This is a genomic window from Streptococcus sp. oral taxon 431 (genome assembly GCF_001553685.1).
Lineage (GTDB): Bacteria > Bacillota > Bacilli > Lactobacillales > Streptococcaceae > Streptococcus.
Window position 1 is genome coordinate 461,816 of record NZ_CP014264.1, and the last position, 21,215, is coordinate 483,030.

Annotated in this window: 11 protein-coding genes; 7 read left to right on the forward strand and 4 right to left on the reverse strand. The window is 41.6% G+C overall.

Annotation, left to right across the window (positions count from 1 at the left end; genetic code table 11):
• Window positions 1-68 precede the first annotated feature (68 nt).
• Both folK and AXE83_RS02260 read left to right on the forward strand, forming a co-directional pair.
• Window positions 69-890 carry a 2-amino-4-hydroxy-6-hydroxymethyldihydropteridine diphosphokinase gene (gene folK, locus AXE83_RS02255; RefSeq protein WP_060955263.1) on the forward strand — a complete coding sequence of 274 codons (822 nt, stop codon included), beginning with the start codon at window positions 69-71 and terminating at the stop codon, window positions 888-890.
• Window positions 883-2,166, forward strand: coding sequence for a hypothetical protein (locus AXE83_RS02260; protein ID WP_060955264.1), 1,284 nt, complete (start codon window positions 883-885; stop codon window positions 2,164-2,166). The genes folK and AXE83_RS02260 overlap by 8 nt, the downstream gene beginning before the upstream one ends.
• A gap of 48 nt (window positions 2,167-2,214) precedes the next feature.
• On the opposite strand, the gene AXE83_RS02265 is transcribed toward AXE83_RS02260, so the two are convergent.
• Window positions 2,215-2,532, reverse strand: coding sequence for a DUF960 domain-containing protein (locus tag AXE83_RS02265; protein WP_060955265.1), 318 nt, complete (start codon window positions 2,530-2,532; stop codon window positions 2,215-2,217).
• Window positions 2,533-2,737: 205 nt separating this feature from the next.
• Between AXE83_RS02265 and ccpA the strand changes: the two genes are divergently transcribed.
• Window positions 2,738-3,745 carry a catabolite control protein A gene (gene ccpA, locus AXE83_RS02270; protein WP_049503580.1) on the forward strand — a complete coding sequence of 336 codons (1,008 nt, stop codon included), beginning with the start codon at window positions 2,738-2,740 and terminating at the stop codon, window positions 3,743-3,745.
• A 406-nt stretch (window positions 3,746-4,151) separates the two neighbouring features.
• Here ccpA and AXE83_RS02275 read toward each other — a convergent pair whose 3' ends face one another.
• Window positions 4,152-5,114: an asparaginase gene (locus tag AXE83_RS02275; RefSeq protein ID WP_060955266.1), complete on the reverse strand. Its 963-nt coding sequence runs from the start codon at window positions 5,112-5,114 to the stop codon at window positions 4,152-4,154.
• 65 nt (window positions 5,115-5,179) lie between these two features.
• Between AXE83_RS02275 and AXE83_RS02280 the strand changes: the two genes are divergently transcribed.
• Window positions 5,180-6,571: a Cof-type HAD-IIB family hydrolase gene (locus tag AXE83_RS02280; protein WP_060955267.1), complete on the forward strand. Its 1,392-nt coding sequence runs from the start codon at window positions 5,180-5,182 to the stop codon at window positions 6,569-6,571.
• Window positions 6,572-6,687: 116 nt separating this feature from the next.
• On the opposite strand, the gene AXE83_RS02285 is transcribed toward AXE83_RS02280, so the two are convergent.
• Complete coding sequence (locus AXE83_RS02285) at window positions 6,688-7,140, reverse strand: universal stress protein (protein ID WP_049504821.1); 453 nt, start codon at window positions 7,138-7,140, stop codon at window positions 6,688-6,690.
• 145 nt (window positions 7,141-7,285) lie between these two features.
• Between AXE83_RS02285 and AXE83_RS02290 the strand changes: the two genes are divergently transcribed.
• A complete protein-coding gene (locus AXE83_RS02290) occupies window positions 7,286-8,125 on the forward strand; it encodes a metallophosphoesterase family protein (RefSeq protein WP_060956356.1) in 840 nt (279 codons plus the stop codon).
• A gap of 71 nt (window positions 8,126-8,196) precedes the next feature.
• The gene (locus AXE83_RS02295; protein ID WP_060955268.1) at window positions 8,197-8,634 is read left to right on the forward strand and encodes an Rrf2 family transcriptional regulator; all 438 of its coding nucleotides are present in this window, start codon (window positions 8,197-8,199) and stop codon (window positions 8,632-8,634) included.
• A 331-nt stretch (window positions 8,635-8,965) separates the two neighbouring features.
• Here AXE83_RS02295 and AXE83_RS02300 read toward each other — a convergent pair whose 3' ends face one another.
• The gene (locus AXE83_RS02300; RefSeq protein WP_060955269.1) at window positions 8,966-10,435 is read right to left on the reverse strand and encodes a M protein trans-acting positive regulator PRD domain-containing protein; all 1,470 of its coding nucleotides are present in this window, start codon (window positions 10,433-10,435) and stop codon (window positions 8,966-8,968) included.
• A gap of 275 nt (window positions 10,436-10,710) precedes the next feature.
• On the opposite strand from AXE83_RS02300, the gene AXE83_RS02305 reads away from it, so the two are divergent.
• Window positions 10,711-21,006, forward strand: coding sequence for an Ig-like domain-containing protein (locus tag AXE83_RS02305; protein ID WP_060955270.1), 10,296 nt, complete (start codon window positions 10,711-10,713; stop codon window positions 21,004-21,006).
• Window positions 21,007-21,215: the final 209 nt, after the last annotated feature.

Sequence of the window (21,215 nt, forward strand, 5' to 3'; positions counted from 1 at the left end):
TGCACTTTGATTTTCATTGAGTATAAAAAGAATCCGCTTTGGGCGGATTTTTCTAGAAAGGACTAGTTATGGATCAAATGCGAATTAAAGACCTAGAAATTTTCGCCTTTCATGGACTTTTTCCTAGTGAGAAGGAACTGGGGCAGAAGTTTGTCGTTTCAGCCACCCTATCCTATGATATGACCAAGGCTGCGACAGACTTGGATTTAACTGCTTCTGTCCATTACGGAGAACTTTGCCAGCAATGGACGACATGGTTTCAGGAAAATACTGAAGACTTGATTGAAACAGTAGCCTACAAACTAGTAGAGCGTACTTTTGAGACCTACCCTCTCGTTCAAGAGATTGAGCTGGAACTAAAAAAACCTTGGGCACCTATCCATCTACCGCTGGATACTTGTTCAGTAACCATCCACCGTCGCAAACAGTGTGCCTTTATCGCTTTAGGAAGCAATATGGGGGATAAGGCGGCTAATCTCAAGCAAGCTATTGACCAAATGAAAGCTCGTGGTATCCATATTCTCAAAGAGTCTAGTGTCTTAACGACCGAGCCTTGGGGTGGTGTGGAGCAGGATAGCTTTGCCAATCAAGTCATTGAAGTGGAAACCTGGTTGCCAGCTCCAATCTTGTTAGAAACCTTGTTAGAGATTGAATCAGAAATGGGACGGGTCAGAGAGGTTCATTGGGGACCTCGATTGATTGACCTGGATTTGCTTTTTGTAGAGGACCAGATCATCTATACAGACAACCTTATCTTGCCCCATCCTTATATCGCTGAGCGCCTCTTTGTCTTAGAGTCTCTGCAGGAAATTGCACCTCATTTCATCCATCCAACACTGAAACAACCGATCCGCCACTTGTATCGTCAATTGGAGAAAGAAAATGCCTAAGTTTTTCGAAACTTATAGTAAATGGAAAAGTCTAGGGGAAGGAATGCTAGCTATTATCCTCGGTCTTCTCTTGATTTGTTTTGGACAGATTGTACCGAGGCTTGGTTATCAACTCTTGATGGCCTACTTTTCCTTGTCGACTGTTTGGCATTTATTGACACGATGGTTTCAGGAAAAGTCCTGTAGAGAAAATATTTTTGTAACCATAGCCAAGTTAGGACTTGCTGTCATTCTATTTGAGTCAGTCATCCTGCAAGAGATAGCCCTCTATGTCTTAGTCATTGCTATTGGAAGTTATCAATTGTTTACAGGTTTGATTAGCCTGATTACCTGGTTGATTTACCGAAATAATCATATCCATCCGAGGCTCAATTACTTATTTGATGCTTTGTGGATGATGGGATTTGGTCTCTATAGTATCTCCCCTTTTCATGACGCAACAAATTTTGAATTGCTCTTACTTGGTTTTTACTTACTGATGTTAGGGGCAAGTAGTCTCAGAGATGGTTTCTTTTTTGAAAAAGGAATCCGTAATCCTAGGCTTAAGCGGAAGATACGAATGACCCTGCCCATTTTTGTAACAGCTCTAATTCCTATCAATACCCTACGTCGATTGAATAAATGGTTTTCTAATCATGAGTCCGAAGAAGGGAAAGTACATTCAGAGAGAAAAAATGACCAGACAGTTGATATGGAAATTTTTATCCATACTTCAGAATCCTCTTTCTTTTTAGCCATGGGGCATGTGGATATCTGCTATCAAGGTCAGGTTATTTCCTATGGTTCTTATGATCCGCACTCGGAGCGTTTATTTGGGATGATTGGGGATGGGGTTCTATTTAAGGCTAATCGAGAAAAGTATATCGAACTCTGTAAGAGAGAAAGCCAGAAAACTCTCTTTGTCTATGGCTTAAGCTTGTCTGAACAACAGAAAGAAGCAATCGAGGAACAACTGAGAGAAATTGAAGAACTCTTAATTCCTTGGGAACCAAGTTCTCAACTCATGAAAAGAAGAGAAGGAGAAATCAAGCATACCTACTCTTATCAGCTGAAACACGAGGCTGATGCCGCTCTTTATAAGTTTAGTTCGTCTAAGTTTAAGACCTATTTTGTTCTCAGTACAAATTGTGTCTTATTGGCTGACTCTATCGTGGGTAAAGCTGGAACAGACATTCTCAGCCCCCAAGGATTTATCGTCCCAGGAACTTATCAGGATTATCTTGATTTAGAATATACCAAACCAAGTGGTATAGTAGTCAGTCGTTCTATTTATTAGCAAAAAGAAAACTCTAGTTTCCTAAGTAGATAGGGGAAGCTAGAGTTTTTAAAATAGGTCATTTTCTTCTGGTAGGAGAATGGTTTCCTTCCCATCCATATCTAGCACCAGAACTTTAGGTGGATAGAGTGGGTCAAAGGGATGGTTGAAGTCAAAGTCAATCGTTGTTGGAAGATGTTGACTAGAAAAACGAAAAGTGATGGAGCCTTCATTATTCAAAAGCCGAAATTCCAATTCATCTTCTAGATCAAAAACATGCTTTAAAAAATGATCGATTATATACCAGATTGAATCGATAACATCGTCGGGTAAATTGGTCACTACACCGAAACTAGCGCATCGTCTATGAGAATCTGTAAAAGCCATCCCTATCTCCTAATTGATTTTTTTATTATCATACTGCAAACTGCTAGAAAAATCAAGAAAAGTCAACTACCTTTAAAAAGATGGGAATGATTTTGAAATTTTTTCAACGAATCTTCATCAAATGCTTGAAAATGCTTACAATTAGTGGTAAAATGAAAACAGTTGAATCATGAAAACAAAATTTTCAAAGTAGAAAGGAAACGGAATGAACACAGATGATACAGTAACAATTTATGACGTTGCCCGAGAAGCGGGAGTGTCAATGGCAACTGTCAGTCGTGTTGTCAATGGCAATAAGAACGTCAAAGAAAACACCCGTAAAAAAGTCCTAGAGGTCATTGATCGTCTTGACTACCGCCCTAATGCAGTAGCTCGTGGTCTAGCAAGCAAGAAAACAACAACAGTTGGAGTTGTTATTCCAGATATCACAAACACTTATTTCTCTACCCTTGCTAAGGGGATTGACGATATCGCGGAAATGTACAAATACAACATCGTCCTTGCTAACAGTGATGAGGATGATGAAAAGGAAGTATCTGTGGTCAATACTCTCTTTTCTAAACAGGTGGATGGCGTTATCTTCATGGGTTATCATTTAACTGAGAAGATTCGCTCAGAGTTTTCACGCTCACGCACACCTGTGGTTCTTGCAGGAACAGTTGACATAGAACACCAACTTCCAAGTGTCAATATTGACTATAAACATGCTACTGTTGATGCAGTCCGCCATCTCTTGAAACGAAATAAAAAAATTGCCTTCGTTAGTGGACCATTAGTGGATGATATTAATGGCAAGATTCGCTTAGCTGGTTACAAAGATGCTTTGAAAGAAGCGGGTATTAACTACAGTGAAGGTCTTGTTTTTGAATCAAAATACCGTTATGATGATGGTTATGCCTTGGCAGAACGCTTGATTTCTTCTAAAGCAACAGCAGCGATTGTAACAGGTGATGAATTAGCGGCAGGTGTTTTGAACGGACTTGCTGACAAGGGAGTTTCTGTACCGGAAGACTTTGAAATTATCACCAGTGATGATTCACAAATCGCGCGCTATACTCGTCCAAACCTAACCACCATTGCGCAACCTTTGTATGATCTTGGTGCTATTAGTATGCGTATGTTGACGAAGATTATGCATAAGGAAGAGTTAGAAGAGCGTGAAGTTCTTTTGCCACATGGTTTGGTAGAACGTCATTCAACTCGTAAAGATTAACAAGAAGAGGCTGGGACAAAAGTCCTAGCCTCTCAATTGTCTTTGGATTGTCGAGCAAGACGCAGTGGTTGAGTGGGCCCTACTACGCTGATTTCATCAGCTTTTACAGCCCTACTCAACTGTGCGGAGGTGGGACGACGAAATCGAATTCTAACGAATTACCGATTTCTGTCCCACTCTCGCTTTTTAGTAGTAAAAACTTTTTGGTCAATGGTTCAAGAATCAAGGTGATGGTAGAAGGCTTGCGGGGGTGACTAGAAAACAAGACTTGATCTAGTAATTTCTATCTCACCGACTTTTTTATACTCAATGAAAATCAAAGAGCAAACTAGGAAACTAGCCGCAGGCTGTACTTGAGTACGGCAAGGCGACGTTGACGAGGTTTGAATTTGATTTTCGAAGAGTATTATCCTTCCATATAGGCTCGTAATTCATCCCCTGTAAGGCCAGCATTGATAGCAATGAGGAGTTTGAGACGAGCCTTTTGAGCATTGAGCTCTTTGACAAAGAAGATACCAGCCTTTTGTAGACAAACGCCACCGCCTTCATAGGCATAAACAGGTTCAGCAATCCCGTTAAAACAACGAGAAACCAAGGCGATTGGGAGTCCTTCTTGGATAAGGGCGTTCAATTTTTGTGATGTTTCCTTGGGAACATTTCCAGCACCAAAGGCCTGGATAATAAGACCATCTAGCTGGTCAACAGGAAGCAAATCAAGGAGTTCTTCTGTCATACCAGCATAGACTGGAATAATTGGAACCAAGCCCTGGATCCTATCAAGGTCAAAACGAACACGGGGTTCAGCTGTTTTGAAGTAGAGAATCTCGTATTTCATGATGAGCCCAAGAGGGCCGTGGGTCGGCGTTTGAAAGGTACTAACATTTGTCGTGTGCGTCTTGGTCACATACTTAGCAGCGTGGATTTCATCATTCATCACGACCAAGACACCCTTATCAGCAGCCTTATCGTCACTCGCTACGCGTAGGGCACTGAGATAATTGTAGACACCATCGCTTCCGAGTTCGTTGGAACTACGCATGGCCCCTGTTAGTACGATCGGTTTGTGAGGAATCTCCATGGTATCGAGGAAATAGGCAGTTTCCTCCAAGGTATCTGTCCCATGTGTAATCACGAAACCGTCATAATGATCAGCCTCCTCTTTGATTTTTTGATAGAGGGCCAACATATGCTTGGGTTTAATATGGGGACTTGGCAGATTAAAAAAGTCGAGCGCGTGGACTTCAACTCCTCCAAGTGGATTGGATACATGATTCATAGGGTTTTCTTGGCTAGTTACAACAGCGCCAGAGTCATCGGCTTGCATGGAAATAGTACCACCCGTATGTAAAACAAGGATTTTCTTAGGCATGATTTACTCACTCTTTCTGAAATGTGGTATAATCATTGTATCACAAAAGGGGAGAATGAGGTAGGATGGAAGTCAAAGCTGTTTTTTTTGATATCGATGGAACACTAGTCAACGATCGCAAGAGTGTTTTGAAATCCACTAAGGACGCGATTAAGATTGTGAAGGACCAGGGGGTGCTTGTTGGAGTAGCGACAGGGCGAGGACCTTTTTTTGTTAAGGATTTAATGGAAGATTTAGATCTGGATTTTGCCGTAACCTATAACGGCCAATATATCTTTAATAAAAACAGAGTCTTGTTTACAAGTCCTCTTTCCAAGTCTCATTTACGGCAGTTGATCACCTATGCCAAAAAAGAGGGCAAGGAGATTGCTCTAGGGACCAAGGATGCCATGCTGGGTTCGAAAATCATGTCTTTTGGCCTAGGTTCTTTTTCTCAAAGGGTGAGTCGTTTTGTCCCCTCTATGTTGACTCGTACAGTTAGTCATTCCTTTAATCGAATGGTGAGTAAGATTGTTCCTCAGAAGGAAGAAGACTTGCTTCACTTGATGAATCAGCCCATTTATCAAGTTTTGATGCTAATGACGCCAGAAGAATCTGAGAAAGCAGCAGCTGATTTTAAAGACTTGAAGTTAACTCGTAGTAATCCTTTTGCAGCCGATGTCATCAACCAAGGAAATTCCAAGTTAGAAGGCATTCGCCGAGTCGGAAAAGAGTATGGTTTTGATCTCAATCAAGTCATGGCTTTTGGTGACTCGGACAATGACTTAGAGATGCTGGCAGGTGTTGGGATGTCAGTCGCTATGGGCAATGGTAGTAGCAGTGTCAAGGAAGTGGCGAAGCATATCACAACCAGCAACCAGCAAGATGGGATTCACAAGGCCTTGGAACACTTTGGTGTTTTGGCTTCAGAGAAAGTCTTTGTCAGCCGTGACTATCATTTCAATAAGGTCAAAACCTTCCACCACATGATGGATGAACGAACTCAAGAAGAGCCACAAGCTTGGGATTTAGAAGGTGCCACCCATAGAGCGGGATTTAAGATAGAAGAACTGGTCGAGTTTGTTCGAGCTGCTAGCTCTTCTGAAGAAGACTTCGAACGGGCAGTTGGACAGTTACACCAAGCATTGGATCAAGCAGCAGAGAAAGTTGCTAAGAAAACACCTGCTAAGCAAGATTTGGTAGGGCAAGTAGATGCCTTAATTGATACCTTGTATTTCACCTATGGTAGCTTTGTTTTGATGGGAGTGGATCCAGAACGGATTTTTGATATTGTCCATCAAGCCAATATGGGTAAAATGTTCCCTGATGGAAAAGCTCATTTTGATCCAGTGACCCACAAGATCCTAAAACCAGATGACTGGGAGGAGAGATATGCTCCAGAACCAGCCATTAAAAAGGAGATTGAGCGTCAGATAAAGGCCTATGAACGTCACAAGGAAAGAGCTGATAAGAAATAGGCGATAGAAAAGGAAGCCTTGAATGCTGTTTTGATTTCCTGGCTCCAACTACTGCATCAACAATTTATGAAAAAAATGAGGTTAGGAGAAAAATCCCAACCTCATTTCTGTTTTTATTACAAAGTTTTATCCTTATCTCTAACGACGAGAAGGTCAACGCTGGTATGGCGTAGGATATATTCTGATGAAGAACCAACTAGCAGGCGCTCGAAAGCATTGAGCCCTGTTGCTCCAACCAAAATCAAATCAACCTTTTCTTTGTCTGGAATTGTTTTAGCTAAGAGAGTTTTAGGGTTACCCATCTCAATAACAACTTTTATGTCTGTGAGGCCAGCATCTCTTGCACGCTTTTCATATTCTGCCATCAAATCGTTGGCCTCTACTTGTAACTCTTCGTAAACTTCGGCATCAAATGTTGAGATGCTTTGAAGAGCACGTGTGTCAATGACATGAGCAATAGTTAGTTTTGCTTGGTTACGCAGTGCTGAATGAACCCCTTTGATGAAAGCCAAGTCAGCTTCTTTAGAACCGTCAACTGCTACCATGATATTTTCATAACGTTGTGTCATAGCAAAAACCTCCTCATTCTTATTACCTTCATTGTAATCCTTTTCACTAAAAAAGTAAAGTAAAAAACGATAGGAAAGATAGGTGCTTTTTGACTTTGACTTGGAGTTTGTTATAATAAAAATAGAAAAGCTAAGAGGAAAAGATATGACAAAAATCGCAGTATTATCAGATATACATGGCAATACAACAGCCTTAGAGGCTGTTCTGGCAGATGCCCAGAAGGCGGGGGTTGATGAGTATTGGCTTTTAGGAGATATTCTCATGCCTGGAACAGGACGAAAAAATATTCTCCAGAGATTGGACACTTTACCCATTACTCTTAGAGTTCTGGGAAATTGGGAAGATAGTCTTTGGCGAGCCTGTCATCGCAAGTTAGATGAAAGCAGACCGAGCCATCGCTATCTCTTGCGCCAGTGTCAGTATATTATGGAAGAAATTAGTAGCCAAGAGATTGAGGCACTGCAGGACTATCCTTTGCAAGTGCATCGTCAGTTTGGTAATCTGAAGCTAGGGATTAGCCATCACTTGCCTGATAAAAACTGGGGAAGAGAGCTGATTCATCTTGGTAAGCAAGAGGATTTTGATCGTCTTGTCACCAATCCGGATTGCGATATTGCCATTTATGGTCATATCCATCAGCAGTTTCTTCGTTATGGTAGTGGTGGCCAGCTTATCCTGAATCCAGGTTCGATTGGGCAACCCTTCTTTTTATCTGGGAATTTACGCAAAGACTTGCGGGCCCAATACATGATCTTAGAATTTGACGAAAAAGGATTGAAAGATATCGATTTCCGTCGGGTCGATTATGATATTGAGGCAGAATTACAGCTAGCCAAAGACTTAAATTTACCCTACTACCAAGTTTATTATGAAAGCTTGGTTAATGGGATTCACCATACCCATAATCAGGAACTACTTCATGAAATTGCTCAAAGTCAAGGGCATGATGCAGAACTAGATGACTGGCTGAGTGGTAACTCTTGACATTACAACTACAAGAGATATAATAAATATAAGTAAAAAACGAACTAGTCTAATAGAAAAAGGAGAACCTTATGCAAATTTCAAGTCGATTTACCATCGCGACCCATATGTTGATTATCATAGCCTTGAAAGGGAAAGAAAGTAAGGTGACTAGTGATTTTCTTGCTAGTAGCGTTGGAGTTAATCCTGTCATTATCCGTAAGACCTTATCTCAACTGAAAAAGGCAGAGTTGATCTCAGTCGCGCGTGGAACTGGTGGAGCAGAGATTATCAAAGACCTAGAGGACATCAGTCTTTTAGATGTTTACCAAGCAGTTGAGTGTCTAGGAAAGACAGGTCAACTCTTTAGTTTTCATGACAATCCCAATCCAGCTTGTCCAGTTGGTGCAAATATCCATGGAGTTTTAGATGAGAAATTACAAAAGATTCAGCTAGCCATGGAGCAGGAGCTGAGTCAAACCAGTCTTGCTCAAGTGGTGGCAGATGCAGAGAGTAGGATAGAAGGATAAGAGGATCTTAGATCCTCTTTTTTATGTGGATAATGATGATAAAATAGAATCATTAAAGGAGGAAGAAATGTAACTCGTTATAGGAATTGTATTAGCATTTATACTGTCATTCTGGAAGGATAATCAAAGTGGCTCTTTATGTTCTTCTATGGATTATTAATCCTTGCCCTTCTGTTATCCTATAAGGGAATTCTTTGGTAGGATAAAAAAATAAACAAAAAAAGCTAGTTTTCTGATATTCAGAATTCTAGCTTTTTCGTTTTGTATCGTTAAGCTGAGTGGCCATATAGAAATAAAACTGTAAATGATTATTCTTTCAAAAAAAGTAATTTTAAAGATCACCAAGCGAGATGGTGTTCAGTTCGCTAATAACTTGAAGCTGGGGCATACGTCCAATATTGATTAGTTTTGGATGATTTAAACCTTCGACATCAAAGTTAGTTAAAATGGCATCATATCCAGCCTCCATAATCTCATCAACATTCAATGTAGCCTTGTCCCATGTTTCAAACTGGATATTTTTAGAAGTGTAGTATTTATAGAGAGAGATGAGAGCCCGAGGATGAGCAAAGTCAAATTCACTCAAAACAAGGACACGAACCTTATTCTGAGATTCTAACAGTTGTTCCATCAAATCTGAAGCGTGAGTCAAGAGAGTGTAAACCAGATGGACGACAGCGTGCGCCAGTTCTTTTTGTCCCAAGCTAGACTTATAACGCATCATTTCGAAAACAGCTGCTTCGTAAAATTCAGGGAAGAATTTCTTGATTTTTTTGAGCGTATAGGATTTATTATGAGAAATGATGGATTCTGAGTTGATTTCTTGACGTTCAAGAAGAGCGGTATTGTGTAGGTGCCAGACTAGCTCGTCTGTATTTGTAAAGTGAATTCCAAATTCACGAGTCAAATTATCGAGGACATCTCGAGCAGCGTGGTAAGAGTGCTCAACTTCCTTATCATCTGAACGGGCGGCTAGAAAATCTTCAACAGTAAAGAAGATTCCTTTTTGAGTATAAGAATCAAAGATTTGTTCTAAGGTATGACGGTTAACCTCGATATTCAGACGCTTAGCCAATGGTTCGAGTTGATCTTTGAACTCTGGCAGTTGATCATATAAAGGAAGATCATTTGTAGAATCGCTCGTTGTTTGGATGGTAGCACCGATCTTAAATCGGTGCAAATTAACAGCTATTTGTGTTTCTAGCTGCAACAAGTTGGCATAATTGGCAGGAAATCCTGTCATTTTAAGAAAGAAAGCAACAAATTCTTCAATGTCTTTCTTAGAATCAGTAAATGGCCATTTGAAGTAACCATAGGCTTCATGGAAGTACTGGGCAAAAAAGAAACGGATGTCTTTTTCGTCTCCAATGATAGAGATTGGAGTGACCTTGAGTTTGAAGCGGTATTTATTTTGCAAGATATGATTAATCTCAGCGACTTTTTTGCGAAGTGCAGGAAGCGAAACATCAAGAGTTTGAGCTAGATGTTCATAGGTAAATGGTTCTTCTAATAAAAAGAATGCTCTCAAAACTTGGAAGTTAGAAGAATCTTGCAAAATGTGGCGGTAAATTCGTTCAATGCCTAAATTGTTATTATTGGCAAGTCTGATACCAGCTGTTGAAGATTGGATTTCGAAGCAAGAGAGGACTTCGCGCATCTCCTTGATATCACTTTTGATGATACGAGTGTTGATGTCTAGGGCTTCTGCCAGGGGATCTAGGTGAATCCAGTCTGAATTTTCAAATAAATATTCTAAAATTCTTAATTGCCTTTGTTCTTTTTGAGTTAATAGAGCTCTCATAAATTATTCCTCCTGTAATAAAATTGATTATAACAAACAAAAATCATATTTTTAGAGATGTTAGTTATTATATCACAAGTAAATCAAAAAAACAAAGAATATGCCTGCACTTATTATATTGTATTTTAAAAGAAAAATCGTCAGTTTAGAATTATTTTGTACGAAAAGAATTTTTAAATATATAATTCAAAATGATTGACTAAAATGAACCTTTGTTTTATAATGTAAATTGTATGTTAAAGACATGCTATAATTTTAAAATTAGGAGAAAATTCATGTATTTTAATCGTAAAAATGCAGAACAGAAAAACTGGCGAATGATCAAAAAAGGAAAACATTTCTTATTTGGTTGTTCGCTTGTCTTTGCTGTTGGGGCAGCTTTAGTAGCTCCATCAGTCAAAGCAGACACAGTAGATGCTAAGCCAGAAACTAGCTCTACAACAGATGGGGCTAAGCCAATTGCAGCTGAAGAGAATGCAACTTATGCAGCACCAGCTGTAGAAGTAGCTCCATCAACACCAGTGGCTCCAGCTACAGTAGAGGCTGAGGAAAAAGCAGTAGTAGTCGAAAACACTACTGCTAAAACAGCTAACAAAGAAGCTTTGACCCAGTTGGTCGAAGAAGTGAAAGTTTTGGATAAAGCAGGAAAGACAGAAGACTCTCTTGCTCGCTTAAACACAGCGCTTGATCAAGCACAAAAGGTTTTGGACAATGCAGAAGCAAGCCAAGAACAAGTAGATGCAGCGCTTGCTAGCCTTAAAGATGCAGTAGCTCAGCTTGCTGCCAAAGAAGAAAAAGCAGCAACAGTCGCAACAGAAGAAAAAACTGAAGTTAAAGAAGCTGAAGCAGCAGTAGCGGAAACTGAAGTAGCCCGTCCAAGAGGAAAACGTGCGGCATACCGTTCAATTGACGGATCACTTGGTGAAGGTGAATTTACTGGTGAGGGTGTTAAACAATTTAAATCAGTTCGCTACAGTGTTGACGGCGATAAGACTACATGGAGAATTGAGGTTGTTCCTGAAAAGCAAGCGAATACTTTTGCTGGTTTGGCAGTTACTTCAGATGATACTATTAGCAGTATTCGTATGATCGGTAAGTCTGGGAAATTTGGAGATAATCTAAAGGATCAGTATCTTCCAAATCGTCCACAGAAGATGCCATTCGCTAATCACAAAGTCCATATGTCAGAGTTTAGGACTATTGGTGGAGGGATTCCAGATAATATAGTTTATGAAGTTGTAACAAACGGGAAAAATCACAATCTTTTTGGTCGTTTTTCTACAGCGCTTATTGAAAATACATTAAAAAATAATGGTTTAAATGGTCATGCTGTTATTGGAGTTCGTACTTCAGATTTTCCATCAGTCGGTGTAAGTCTTAAACCAAAACTCCCTGCTGAGACACCAAAACCACAGCCACAACCACAACCACAGCCACAACCACAGCCAGAAACACCAAAACCAGTTACTCCAGCAGTGGATGCTGCAACTAGTGGTCCAGAAATCACTTCAAACCTATCAGGTAAAGCAAGTACACCAGCTGATGTGACAGTTAAAGCACCAGCAGGTTCAACTGTCAAACTTTACAACAAAGATGGCGTTGTGATCGGTGAAGCTGTAGCTAACGACCAAGGTGTAGCAACTGTTCACCCTACAAACAGCCTTCCTGAAGGAGAGATTACAGCTACTTCAACACCAGCAGGTGGAGGTGAGTCAGCTAAAAGTGCACCGATTACGGTTACAAAATCACCATTGACTGGTGCAGGTGGTGGGCTATCAAGAGGTAGTGATAACACTCAACTTCTCGTTAGTGCATCACACATCATAGTCTACCCGGGTGACAAAGTTAACGTTGATGTTATTGCTGCTGCTACAGCGATTGAACACTTCTGGGTTCCTCAAAATCCTACTGCTATCTCAGGTGTACTTCCTTTAGGTGCTTACTTGACGACAGCTGGTTCAAAGACCTATAGACAGCGTAATGCTTCTTACCAAGGTACTGTTGCAGAGACACAACCAGCAGGTGATACTGTTGTGAGATTTGCAGTTACAAGTAAGAAAAACGTAACTGTAACACGTGATCTTAAAGTTACTGTTCTTGAGTCAGCTAAGAAGTATGAACCAGTTGCAGGTGCAAAAGTAGAGGTTGCTGATGTAAATAATGTAAGTGAAGCAGAGAAAACAAAGATTATTGCTGCTGCTAAGGCTGCAAATACCTCTTTGCCATCAAGTGCAACATATAATGTTGACGAAAAAGGAAACCTTGTCATTACTTATGCTGATAAATCTACAGATAAGATTTCTGCTGCATACTTAGTTACACCAGCAGCAGATACAGAAGCACCAGCCAAACCAGTTGTAGAAACAGACCTAACAGGTAAAGCAGGCACTAAGACTCCGGTTGAAGTTACTGCGGAAAAAGGTTCAACTGTTACCCTTTACGATAAAGACGGCAATAAGATTGGTGAAGCAACAGCGGGAGAAAACGGTAAAGCTACAATCACGCCAACAGTTGATATTCCAGCAGGTAATGTAACAGCCAAAGCAACAGACGCGGCAAGTAACACATCAGTAGCAAGCGCACCAAAAGAAGCAACAGCAGCAACTCCAGTAGCCCCAGCAGCTCCTGTTGTCACTCCAACTATTCCAGCAACTGCAAATAATATGCCTGGAGCAGGAGTGAGCTCAACTGATAAGACAATTTCAGGTACTGGTACACCAGGTGCAACTGTTACCATCAAGTCAGGCGATAACACACTTGTTGAAAATGTTCCTGTTGGAGCAGACGGAACTTGGACAGCAACTCTTCCAAAAGGATTGAATAGTAACATCACTACTCAACCACAGTTGACTCCAAAAGACAAAGTTACAGTTACTCAAACACTTAACGGTGTGCCAAGTGCTGAAACAGAAGTACCAGTAGGTTTGGGTGAAACGGTAATCCAACCAGATGAAAAATCATCTGATAAACAAAGCTTGATCGAAGCTACTAAGACAATTACTGTTAAAGTACCACACGATGCAGGTATGGCTTATCTAGGATACACTAACAAAGATACTGATAAAGCCAGCGAAGTCGCTCTTAAACGTGATTCAATTGACGGACCATGGTATGCAAAAGATGAATCAAAAGCTGTTGTGAAGTCAAGCTCAACAGACGGATTTACAGATACTATCGTTCTTGAAATGAAAGAACCTGTCAAAGAAGGTAAAGCTAAAGCTGTCGCTAACATCGTTGAAGGTAAGTACTCAAGCCCAGTTGGTTGGAAAGAAATCAATGTTGAAAGAGACACAGTAGCACCAGCCAAACCAGTTGTAGAAACAGACCTAACAGGTAAAGCAGGCACTAAGACTCCGGTTGAGGTTACTGCAGAAAAAGGTTCAACTGTTACCCTTTACGATAAAGACGGCAATAAGATTGGTGAAGCAACAGCGGGAGAAAACGGTAAAGCTACAATCACGCCAACAGTAGACATCCCAGCAGGCGCTGTAACAGCGAAAGCAACAGATGTGGCAGGTAACACATCGGTAGCAAGTGACCCAGCTACAGCTACAGCAACAGTAGTAGCGCCAACAGTAGAGATTCCTTACTCTAATAAAGATACTAAAGAAGTTTATGTCTATGCTGGAGAAGAAAACTCATTTGATATCAAATTCAAAGATGATAGCGGAAAAATTGTAAGTGCTACTGTCAAACAAGGCGGTAACAGAGCGTTTGGTTCTGTTGCAGGTGAAGAGAATACAATCAATACTCAATATGGATTTAAAGCAAATGTTATCTCTAGTGAAACACCAGCAACAGCAGATGCCCCAGCAGTCATTACTTATAGAGGTACTCCAGCAGCAACAGATGGATTGAAACCAGAAGTCTTAGAAGCAGCGACTAAAGGAGAAAATCCAGCCGGTATGGTTTTGGGCTGGCGTTATGCAACTGCAACTGATGCTGATGGTGCATTCATTGAGAATAAAGCCGTAGGTTCATCAAACGCAACTGACCCAGGTTCATTCCGTGTCATGCTTAAGGCACAAAGTCAAAAATATGATATTGTAACTCCAACTGAAAAAGTTACTGTAGCAGATCCATCTAAAGTAACAGATGATGATTTAGCTAAGATCAAAGAGAAACTACAACTTGAGTACTCTCAAAACAACGATGATGCTAACTTGGCAGACAAAAAAGGTAAAGCTGTAGCTGATAAAGATGGTAAGATTCAATCAGTCACAAAAGATGCTGATGGAAATCTTGTTGTAACCTATAAAGATGGTTCTCAAGATAAGAAACCATTATCAGAGTTTGTAACTAAAGATACAGAAGCACCAGCGAAACCAGTTGTGAACACAGATCTTACAGGTAAAGCTGGAACTAAGACACCAGTTGAAGTGAGCGCAGAACCAGGCTCAACTGTTGCCCTTTACGATAAAGATGGTAACAAGATTGGCGAAGCAACTGCAGGTGAAAATGGTAAAGCCACTATCACACCAACTGTTAATATTCCAGCAGGAAATGTGACAGCGAAAGCAACAGACCCAGCAGGAAACACATCAGTAGCAAGTGACCCAGCGAAAGCAACAAAACCAAGCACACCAGATACAGAAGCACCAGCGAAACCAGTAGTCGATACAGACCTAACTGGTAAAGCAGGTACTAAGACTCCGGTTGTAGTGAGTGCAGAGCCAGGATCTAATGTAGAGTTGTTCGATAAAGACGGCAACAAGATTGGTGAAGGTACAGCTGATAACAACGGTAAAGCAACTGTTACGCCAACTGTTAATATTCCAGCAGGAAATGTGACAGCGAAAGCGACAGATCCATCAGGAAACACATCAGTAGCAAGTGACCCAGCGAAAGCAACAAAACCAAGCACACCAGATACAGAAGCACCAGCGAAACCAGTAGTCGATACAGACCTAACTGGTAAAGCAGGTACTAAGACTCCGGTTGTAGTGAGTGCAGAGCCAGGATCTAATGTAGAGTTGTTCGATAAAGACGGCAACAAGATTGGTGAAGGTACAGCTGATAACAACGGTAAAGCAACTGTTACGCCAACTGTTAATATTCCAGCAGGAAATGTGACAGCGAAAGCGACAGATCCATCAGGAAACACATCAGTAGCAAGTGACCCAGCGAAAGCAACAAAACCAAGCACACCAGATACAGAAGCACCAGCGAAACCAGTAGTCGATACAGACTTAACTGGTAAAGCAGGTACTAAGACTCCGGTTGTAGTGAGTGCAGAGCCAGGATCTAATGTAGAGTTGTTCGATAAAGACGGCAACAAGATTGGTGAAGGTACAGCTGATAACAACGGTAAAGCAACTGTTACGCCAACTGTTAATATTCCAGAAGGAAATGTGACAGCGAAAGCGACAGATCCATCAGGAAACACATCAGTAGCAAGTGACCCAGCGAAAGCAACAAAACCAAGCACACCAGATACAGAAGCTCCAGCGAAACCAGTAGTCGATACAGACCTAACTGGTAAAGCAGGTACTAAGACTCCGGTTGTAGTGAGTGCAGAGCCAGGATCTAAGGTAGAGTTGTTCGATAAAGACGGCAACAAGATTGGTGAAGGTACAGCTGATAACAACGGTAAAGCAACTGTTACGCCAACTGTTAATATTCCAGAAGGAAATGTGACAGCGAAAGCGACAGATCCATCAGGAAACACATCAGTAGCAAGTGACCCAGCGAAAGCAACAAAACCAAGCACACCAGATACAGAAGCTCCAGCGAAACCAGTAGTCGATACAGACCTAACTGGTAAAGCAGGTACTAAGACTCCGGTTGTAGTGAGTGCAGAGCCAGGATCTAATGTAGAGTTGTTCGATAAAGACGGCAACAAGATTGGTGAAGGTACAGCTGATAACAACGGTAAAGCAACTGTTACGCCAACTGTTAATATTCCAGAAGGAAATGTGACAGCGAAAGCGACAGATCCATCAGGAAACACATCAGTAGCAAGTGACCCAGCGAAAGCAACAAAACCAAGCACACCAGATACAGAAGCTCCAGCGAAACCAGTAGTCGATACAGACCTAACTGGTAAAGCAGGTACTAAGACTCCGGTTGTAGTGAGTGCAGAGCCAGGATCTAATGTAGAGTTGTTCGATAAAGACGGCAACAAGATTGGTGAAGGTACAGCTGATAACAACGGTAAAGCAACTGTTACGCCAACTGTTAATATTCCAGCAGGAAATGTGACAGCGAAAGCGACAGATCCATCAGGAAACACATCAGTAGCAAGTGACCCAGCGAAAGCAACAAAACCAAGCACACCAGATACAGAAGCTCCAGCGAAACCAGTAGTCGATACAGACCTAACTGGTAAAGCAGGTACTAAGACTCCGGTTGTAGTGAGTGCAGAGCCAGGATCTAATGTAGAGTTGTTCGATAAAGACGGCAACAAGATTGGTGAAGGTACAGCTGATAACAACGGTAAAGCAACTGTTACGCCAACTGTTAATATTCCAGAAGGAAATGTGACAGCGAAAGCGACAGATCCATCAGGAAACACATCAGTAGCAAGTGACCCAGCGAAAGCAACAAAACCAAGCACACCAGATACAGAAGCTCCAGCGAAACCAGTAGTCGATACAGACCTAACTGGTAAAGCAGGTACTAAGACTCCGGTTGTAGTGAGTGCAGAGCCAGGATCTAAGGTAGAGTTGTTCGATAAAGACGGCAACAAGATTGGTGAAGGTACAGCTGATAACAACGGTAAAGCAACTGTTACGCCAACTGTTAATATTCCAGAAGGAAATGTGACAGCGAAAGCGACAGATCCATCAGGAAACACATCAGTAGCAAGTGACCCAGCGAAAGCAACAAAACCAAGCACACCAGATACAGAAGCTCCAGCGAAACCAGTAGTCGATACAGACCTAACTGGTAAAGCAGGTACTAAGACTCCGGTTGTAGTGAGTGCAGAGCCAGGATCTAATGTAGAGTTGTTCGATAAAGACGGCAACAAGATTGGTGAAGGTACAGCTGATAACAACGGTAAAGCAACTGTTACGCCAACTGTTAATATTCCAGAAGGAAATGTGACAGCGAAAGCGACAGATCCATCAGGAAACACATCAGTAGCAAGTGACCCAGCGAAAGCAACAAAACCAAGCACACCAGATACAGAAGCTCCAGCGAAACCAGTAGTCGATACAGACCTAACTGGTAAAGCAGGTACTAAGACTCCGGTTGTAGTGAGTGCAGAGCCAGGATCTAATGTAGAGTTGTTCGATAAAGACGGCAACAAGATTGGTGAAGGTACAGCTGATAACAACGGTAAAGCAACTGTTACGCCAACTGTTAATATTCCAGAAGGAAATGTGACAGCGAAAGCGACAGATCCATCAGGAAACACATCAGTAGCAAGTGACCCAGCGAAAGCAACAAAACCAAGCACACCAGATACAGAAGCTCCAGCGAAACCAGTAGTCGATACAGACCTAACTGGTAAAGCAGGTACTAAGACTCCGGTTGTAGTGAGTGCAGAGCCAGGATCTAATGTAGAGTTGTTCGATAAAGACGGCAACAAGATTGGTGAAGGTACAGCTGATAACAACGGTAAAGCAACTGTTACGCCAACTGTTAATATTCCAGAAGGAAATGTGACAGCGAAAGCGACAGATCCATCAGGAAACACATCAGTAGCAAGTGACCCAGCGAAAGCAACAAAACCAAGCACACCAGATACAGAAGCACCAGCGAAACCAGTAGTCGATACAGACCTAACTGGTAAAGCAGGTACTAAGACTCCGGTTGTAGTGAGTGCAGAGCCAGGATCTAATGTAGAGTTGTTCGATAAAGACGGCAACAAGATTGGTGAAGGTACAGCTGATAACAACGGTAAAGCAACTGTTACGCCAACTGTTAATATTCCAGCAGGAAATGTGACAGCGAAAGCGACAGATCCATCAGGAAACACATCAGTAGCAAGTGACCCAGCGAAAGCAACAAAACCAAGCACACCAGATACAGAAGCACCAGCGAAACCAGTAGTCGATACAGACCTAACTGGTAAAGCAGGTACTAAGACTCCGGTTGTAGTGAGTGCAGAGCCAGGATCTAATGTAGAGTTGTTCGATAAAGACGGCAACAAGATTGGTGAAGGTACAGCTGATAACAACGGTAAAGCAACTGTTACGCCAACTGTTAATATTCCAGAAGGAAATGTGACAGCGAAAGCGACAGATCCATCAGGAAACACATCAGTAGCAAGTGACCCAGCGAAAGCAACAAAACCAAGCACACCAGATACAGAAGCTCCAGCGAAACCAGTAGTCGATACAGACCTAACTGGTAAAGCAGGTACTAAGACTCCGGTTGTAGTGAGTGCAGAGCCAGGATCTAATGTAGAGTTGTTCGATAAAGACGGCAACAAGATTGGTGAAGGTACAGCTGATAACAACGGTAAAGCAACTGTTACGCCAACTGTTAATATTCCAGAAGGAAATGTGACAGCGAAAGCGACAGATCCATCAGGAAACACATCAGTAGCAAGTGAACCAGCGAAAGCAACACCAGTTAAGACACCATCAGTAACTCCAGTAGCGAACCCATCAGCCCTTACAGATGCAGAAAAAGCAAAAGTAGCTGACGAAGTTAAGAAAGCTAACCCGACAGCAACAGATGTTAAAGTTGGTGAAGATGGAACAGCGACAGTAACCTTCCCGGATGGATCAACAGCAAGCTTGACACCAGCACAGACAGTAAAAGAAGCTGATAAAGAACTTAAGGATCCAGCTGTAACCCCAGTTACAGATCCAAGTAACTTGACTGACGCTGAAAAAGCTAAGGTGGCTGAAGAAGTTAAGAAAGCTAACCCAACCGTAACAGATGTTAAAGTTGGTGAAGACGGCACAACAACAGTTACATATCCAAGTGGTACAACAGCTGTTCTCCCATCAAATAAAACTGTTAAGAGATCAGTTGATAAAGAACTTAAGGATCCAGCTGTGACCCCAGTTGTAAAACCATCAGCTCTTACAGATTCTGAAAAAGCTAAGGTAGCGGACGAAGTTAAGAAAGCTAACCCAGCCGTAACAGATGTTAAAGTTGGTGAAGATGGTACAACAACAGTTACATATTCAGATGGTACAACAGCAACCTTAACTCCAGAGAAGACAGTAAAAGAAGCTGATTCAACTGGCGTTAATAGCCCAGCTGTGACTCCAGTAGCGAACCCATCAGCTCTTACAGATTCTGAAAAAGCTAAGGTAGCGGACGAAGTTAAGAAAGCTAATCCAACCGTAACAGATGTTAAAGTTGGTGAAGACGGCACAACAACCGTAACTTTCCCAGATGGTACAACAGCGGTTATCTCTCCAGAGAAGACTGTTAAGAAATCTGCTGATAAAGTCATTAAAGATCCAGCTGTAACTCCAGTCGTTAATCCATCAGCCCTTACAGATGCCGAAAAAGCTAAGGTAGCGGACGAAGTTAAGAAAGCTAACCCAACCGTAACAGATGTTAAAGTTGGTGAAGATGGTACGGCAACAGTGACATATCCAGATGGTACAACAGCTGTTATTCCATCAGATAAGACTGTTAAGAAGTCAGATGATAAAGTCGTTAAGATTCCGACTGTAACTCCAGTAGCGAACCCATCAGCACTTACAGATGCCGAAAAAGCTAAGGTAGCGGACGAAGTTAAGAAAGCTAACCCAACAGCAACAGATGTTAAAGTTGGTGAAGACGGTACAGCAACAGTAACCTTCCCAGATGGATCAACAGCAATCTTGACACCAGCACAGACAGTAAAAGAAGCTGACTCAAATGGCGTTAAGACTCCAGCTGTAACTCCAGTAGCGAACCCATCAGCCCTTACAGATGCCGAAAAAGCTAAGGTAGCTGAAGAAGTTAAGAAAGCTAACCCAACAGCAACCGATGTTAAAGTTGGTGAAGATGGTACAGCAACCGTAACCTTCCCAGATGGATCAACAGCAAGCTTGACACCAGCACAGACAGTGAAAGAAGCTGACTCAAATGGCGTTAAGACTCCAGTTGTAACACCAGTAGCGAACCCATCAGCCCTTACAGATGCCGAAAAAGCAAAAGTAGCGGACGAAGTTAAGAAGGCTAACCCAACAGCAACAGATGTTAAAGTTGGTGAAGACGGTACAGCAACCGTAACCTTCCCAGATGGATCAACAGCTGTTATCCCAGCAGATAAGACTGTTAAGAAATCATCAGACAAAGCTAAGGAATCAGATGGAGTTAAGAATCCATCAGTAACTCCGGTTACAGATCCAAGTAACTTGACTGATGCCGAAAAAGCTAAAGTAGCTGACGAAGTTAAGAAAGCTAACCCAACTGCGAAAGATATCAAGGTTAACAAAGACGGATCAGTAGTTGTAACCTTTGAAGATGGATCGGTAGCAGTCATTCCAGCTGAAAAAACTGTTACAGCTGCTAACCAAGATTCACCTGCTCAAGCACCAGCTAAGAAAGCAGGAGCGAAAGAATTACCAAACACTGGTACTAAACAATCTAACGCTTCACTTGGACTAGCACTTCTTGCAGCAGTGACAGGAGGACTCCTCATCGCTAAAAAACGCGAGGAAGAAGAGTAAGAAAATATTCAGTAAAGTAAATTTGAGAATATGAATTCTGTAATTTTGCTAGAAAATTCTTAGGAAGATCTTCTTGTAGATAAGTTTAAAGACAAAGCCCATAGAACAAATGTTTCTATGGGCTTTTCTTCATAAAGAAACATATCAGAGATAGGAATAATTTCAAATATTATCTATATTTTATAGAGTTAATCAGAGTTATTTGTCGT

Excerpts from the sequence above, each read along its gene's own strand:
- folK (WP_060955263.1), top strand. The coding sequence starts at position 69 with ATGGATCAAATGCGAATTAAAGACCTAGAAATTTTCGCCTTTCATGGA.
- AXE83_RS02260 (WP_060955264.1), top strand. The coding sequence starts at position 883 with ATGCCTAAGTTTTTCGAAACTTATAGTAAATGGAAAAGTCTAGGGGAA.
- AXE83_RS02265 (WP_060955265.1), bottom strand. The coding sequence starts at position 2,532 with ATGGCTTTTACAGATTCTCATAGACGATGCGCTAGTTTCGGTGTAGTG.
- ccpA (WP_049503580.1), top strand. The coding sequence starts at position 2,738 with ATGAACACAGATGATACAGTAACAATTTATGACGTTGCCCGAGAAGCG.
- AXE83_RS02275 (WP_060955266.1), bottom strand. The coding sequence starts at position 5,114 with ATGCCTAAGAAAATCCTTGTTTTACATACGGGTGGTACTATTTCCATG.
- AXE83_RS02280 (WP_060955267.1), top strand. The coding sequence starts at position 5,180 with ATGGAAGTCAAAGCTGTTTTTTTTGATATCGATGGAACACTAGTCAAC.
- AXE83_RS02285 (WP_049504821.1), bottom strand. The coding sequence starts at position 7,140 with ATGACACAACGTTATGAAAATATCATGGTAGCAGTTGACGGTTCTAAA.
- AXE83_RS02290 (WP_060956356.1), top strand. The coding sequence starts at position 7,286 with ATGACAAAAATCGCAGTATTATCAGATATACATGGCAATACAACAGCC.
- AXE83_RS02295 (WP_060955268.1), top strand. The coding sequence starts at position 8,197 with ATGCAAATTTCAAGTCGATTTACCATCGCGACCCATATGTTGATTATC.
- AXE83_RS02300 (WP_060955269.1), bottom strand. The coding sequence starts at position 10,435 with ATGAGAGCTCTATTAACTCAAAAAGAACAAAGGCAATTAAGAATTTTA.
- AXE83_RS02305 (WP_060955270.1), top strand. The coding sequence starts at position 10,711 with ATGTATTTTAATCGTAAAAATGCAGAACAGAAAAACTGGCGAATGATC.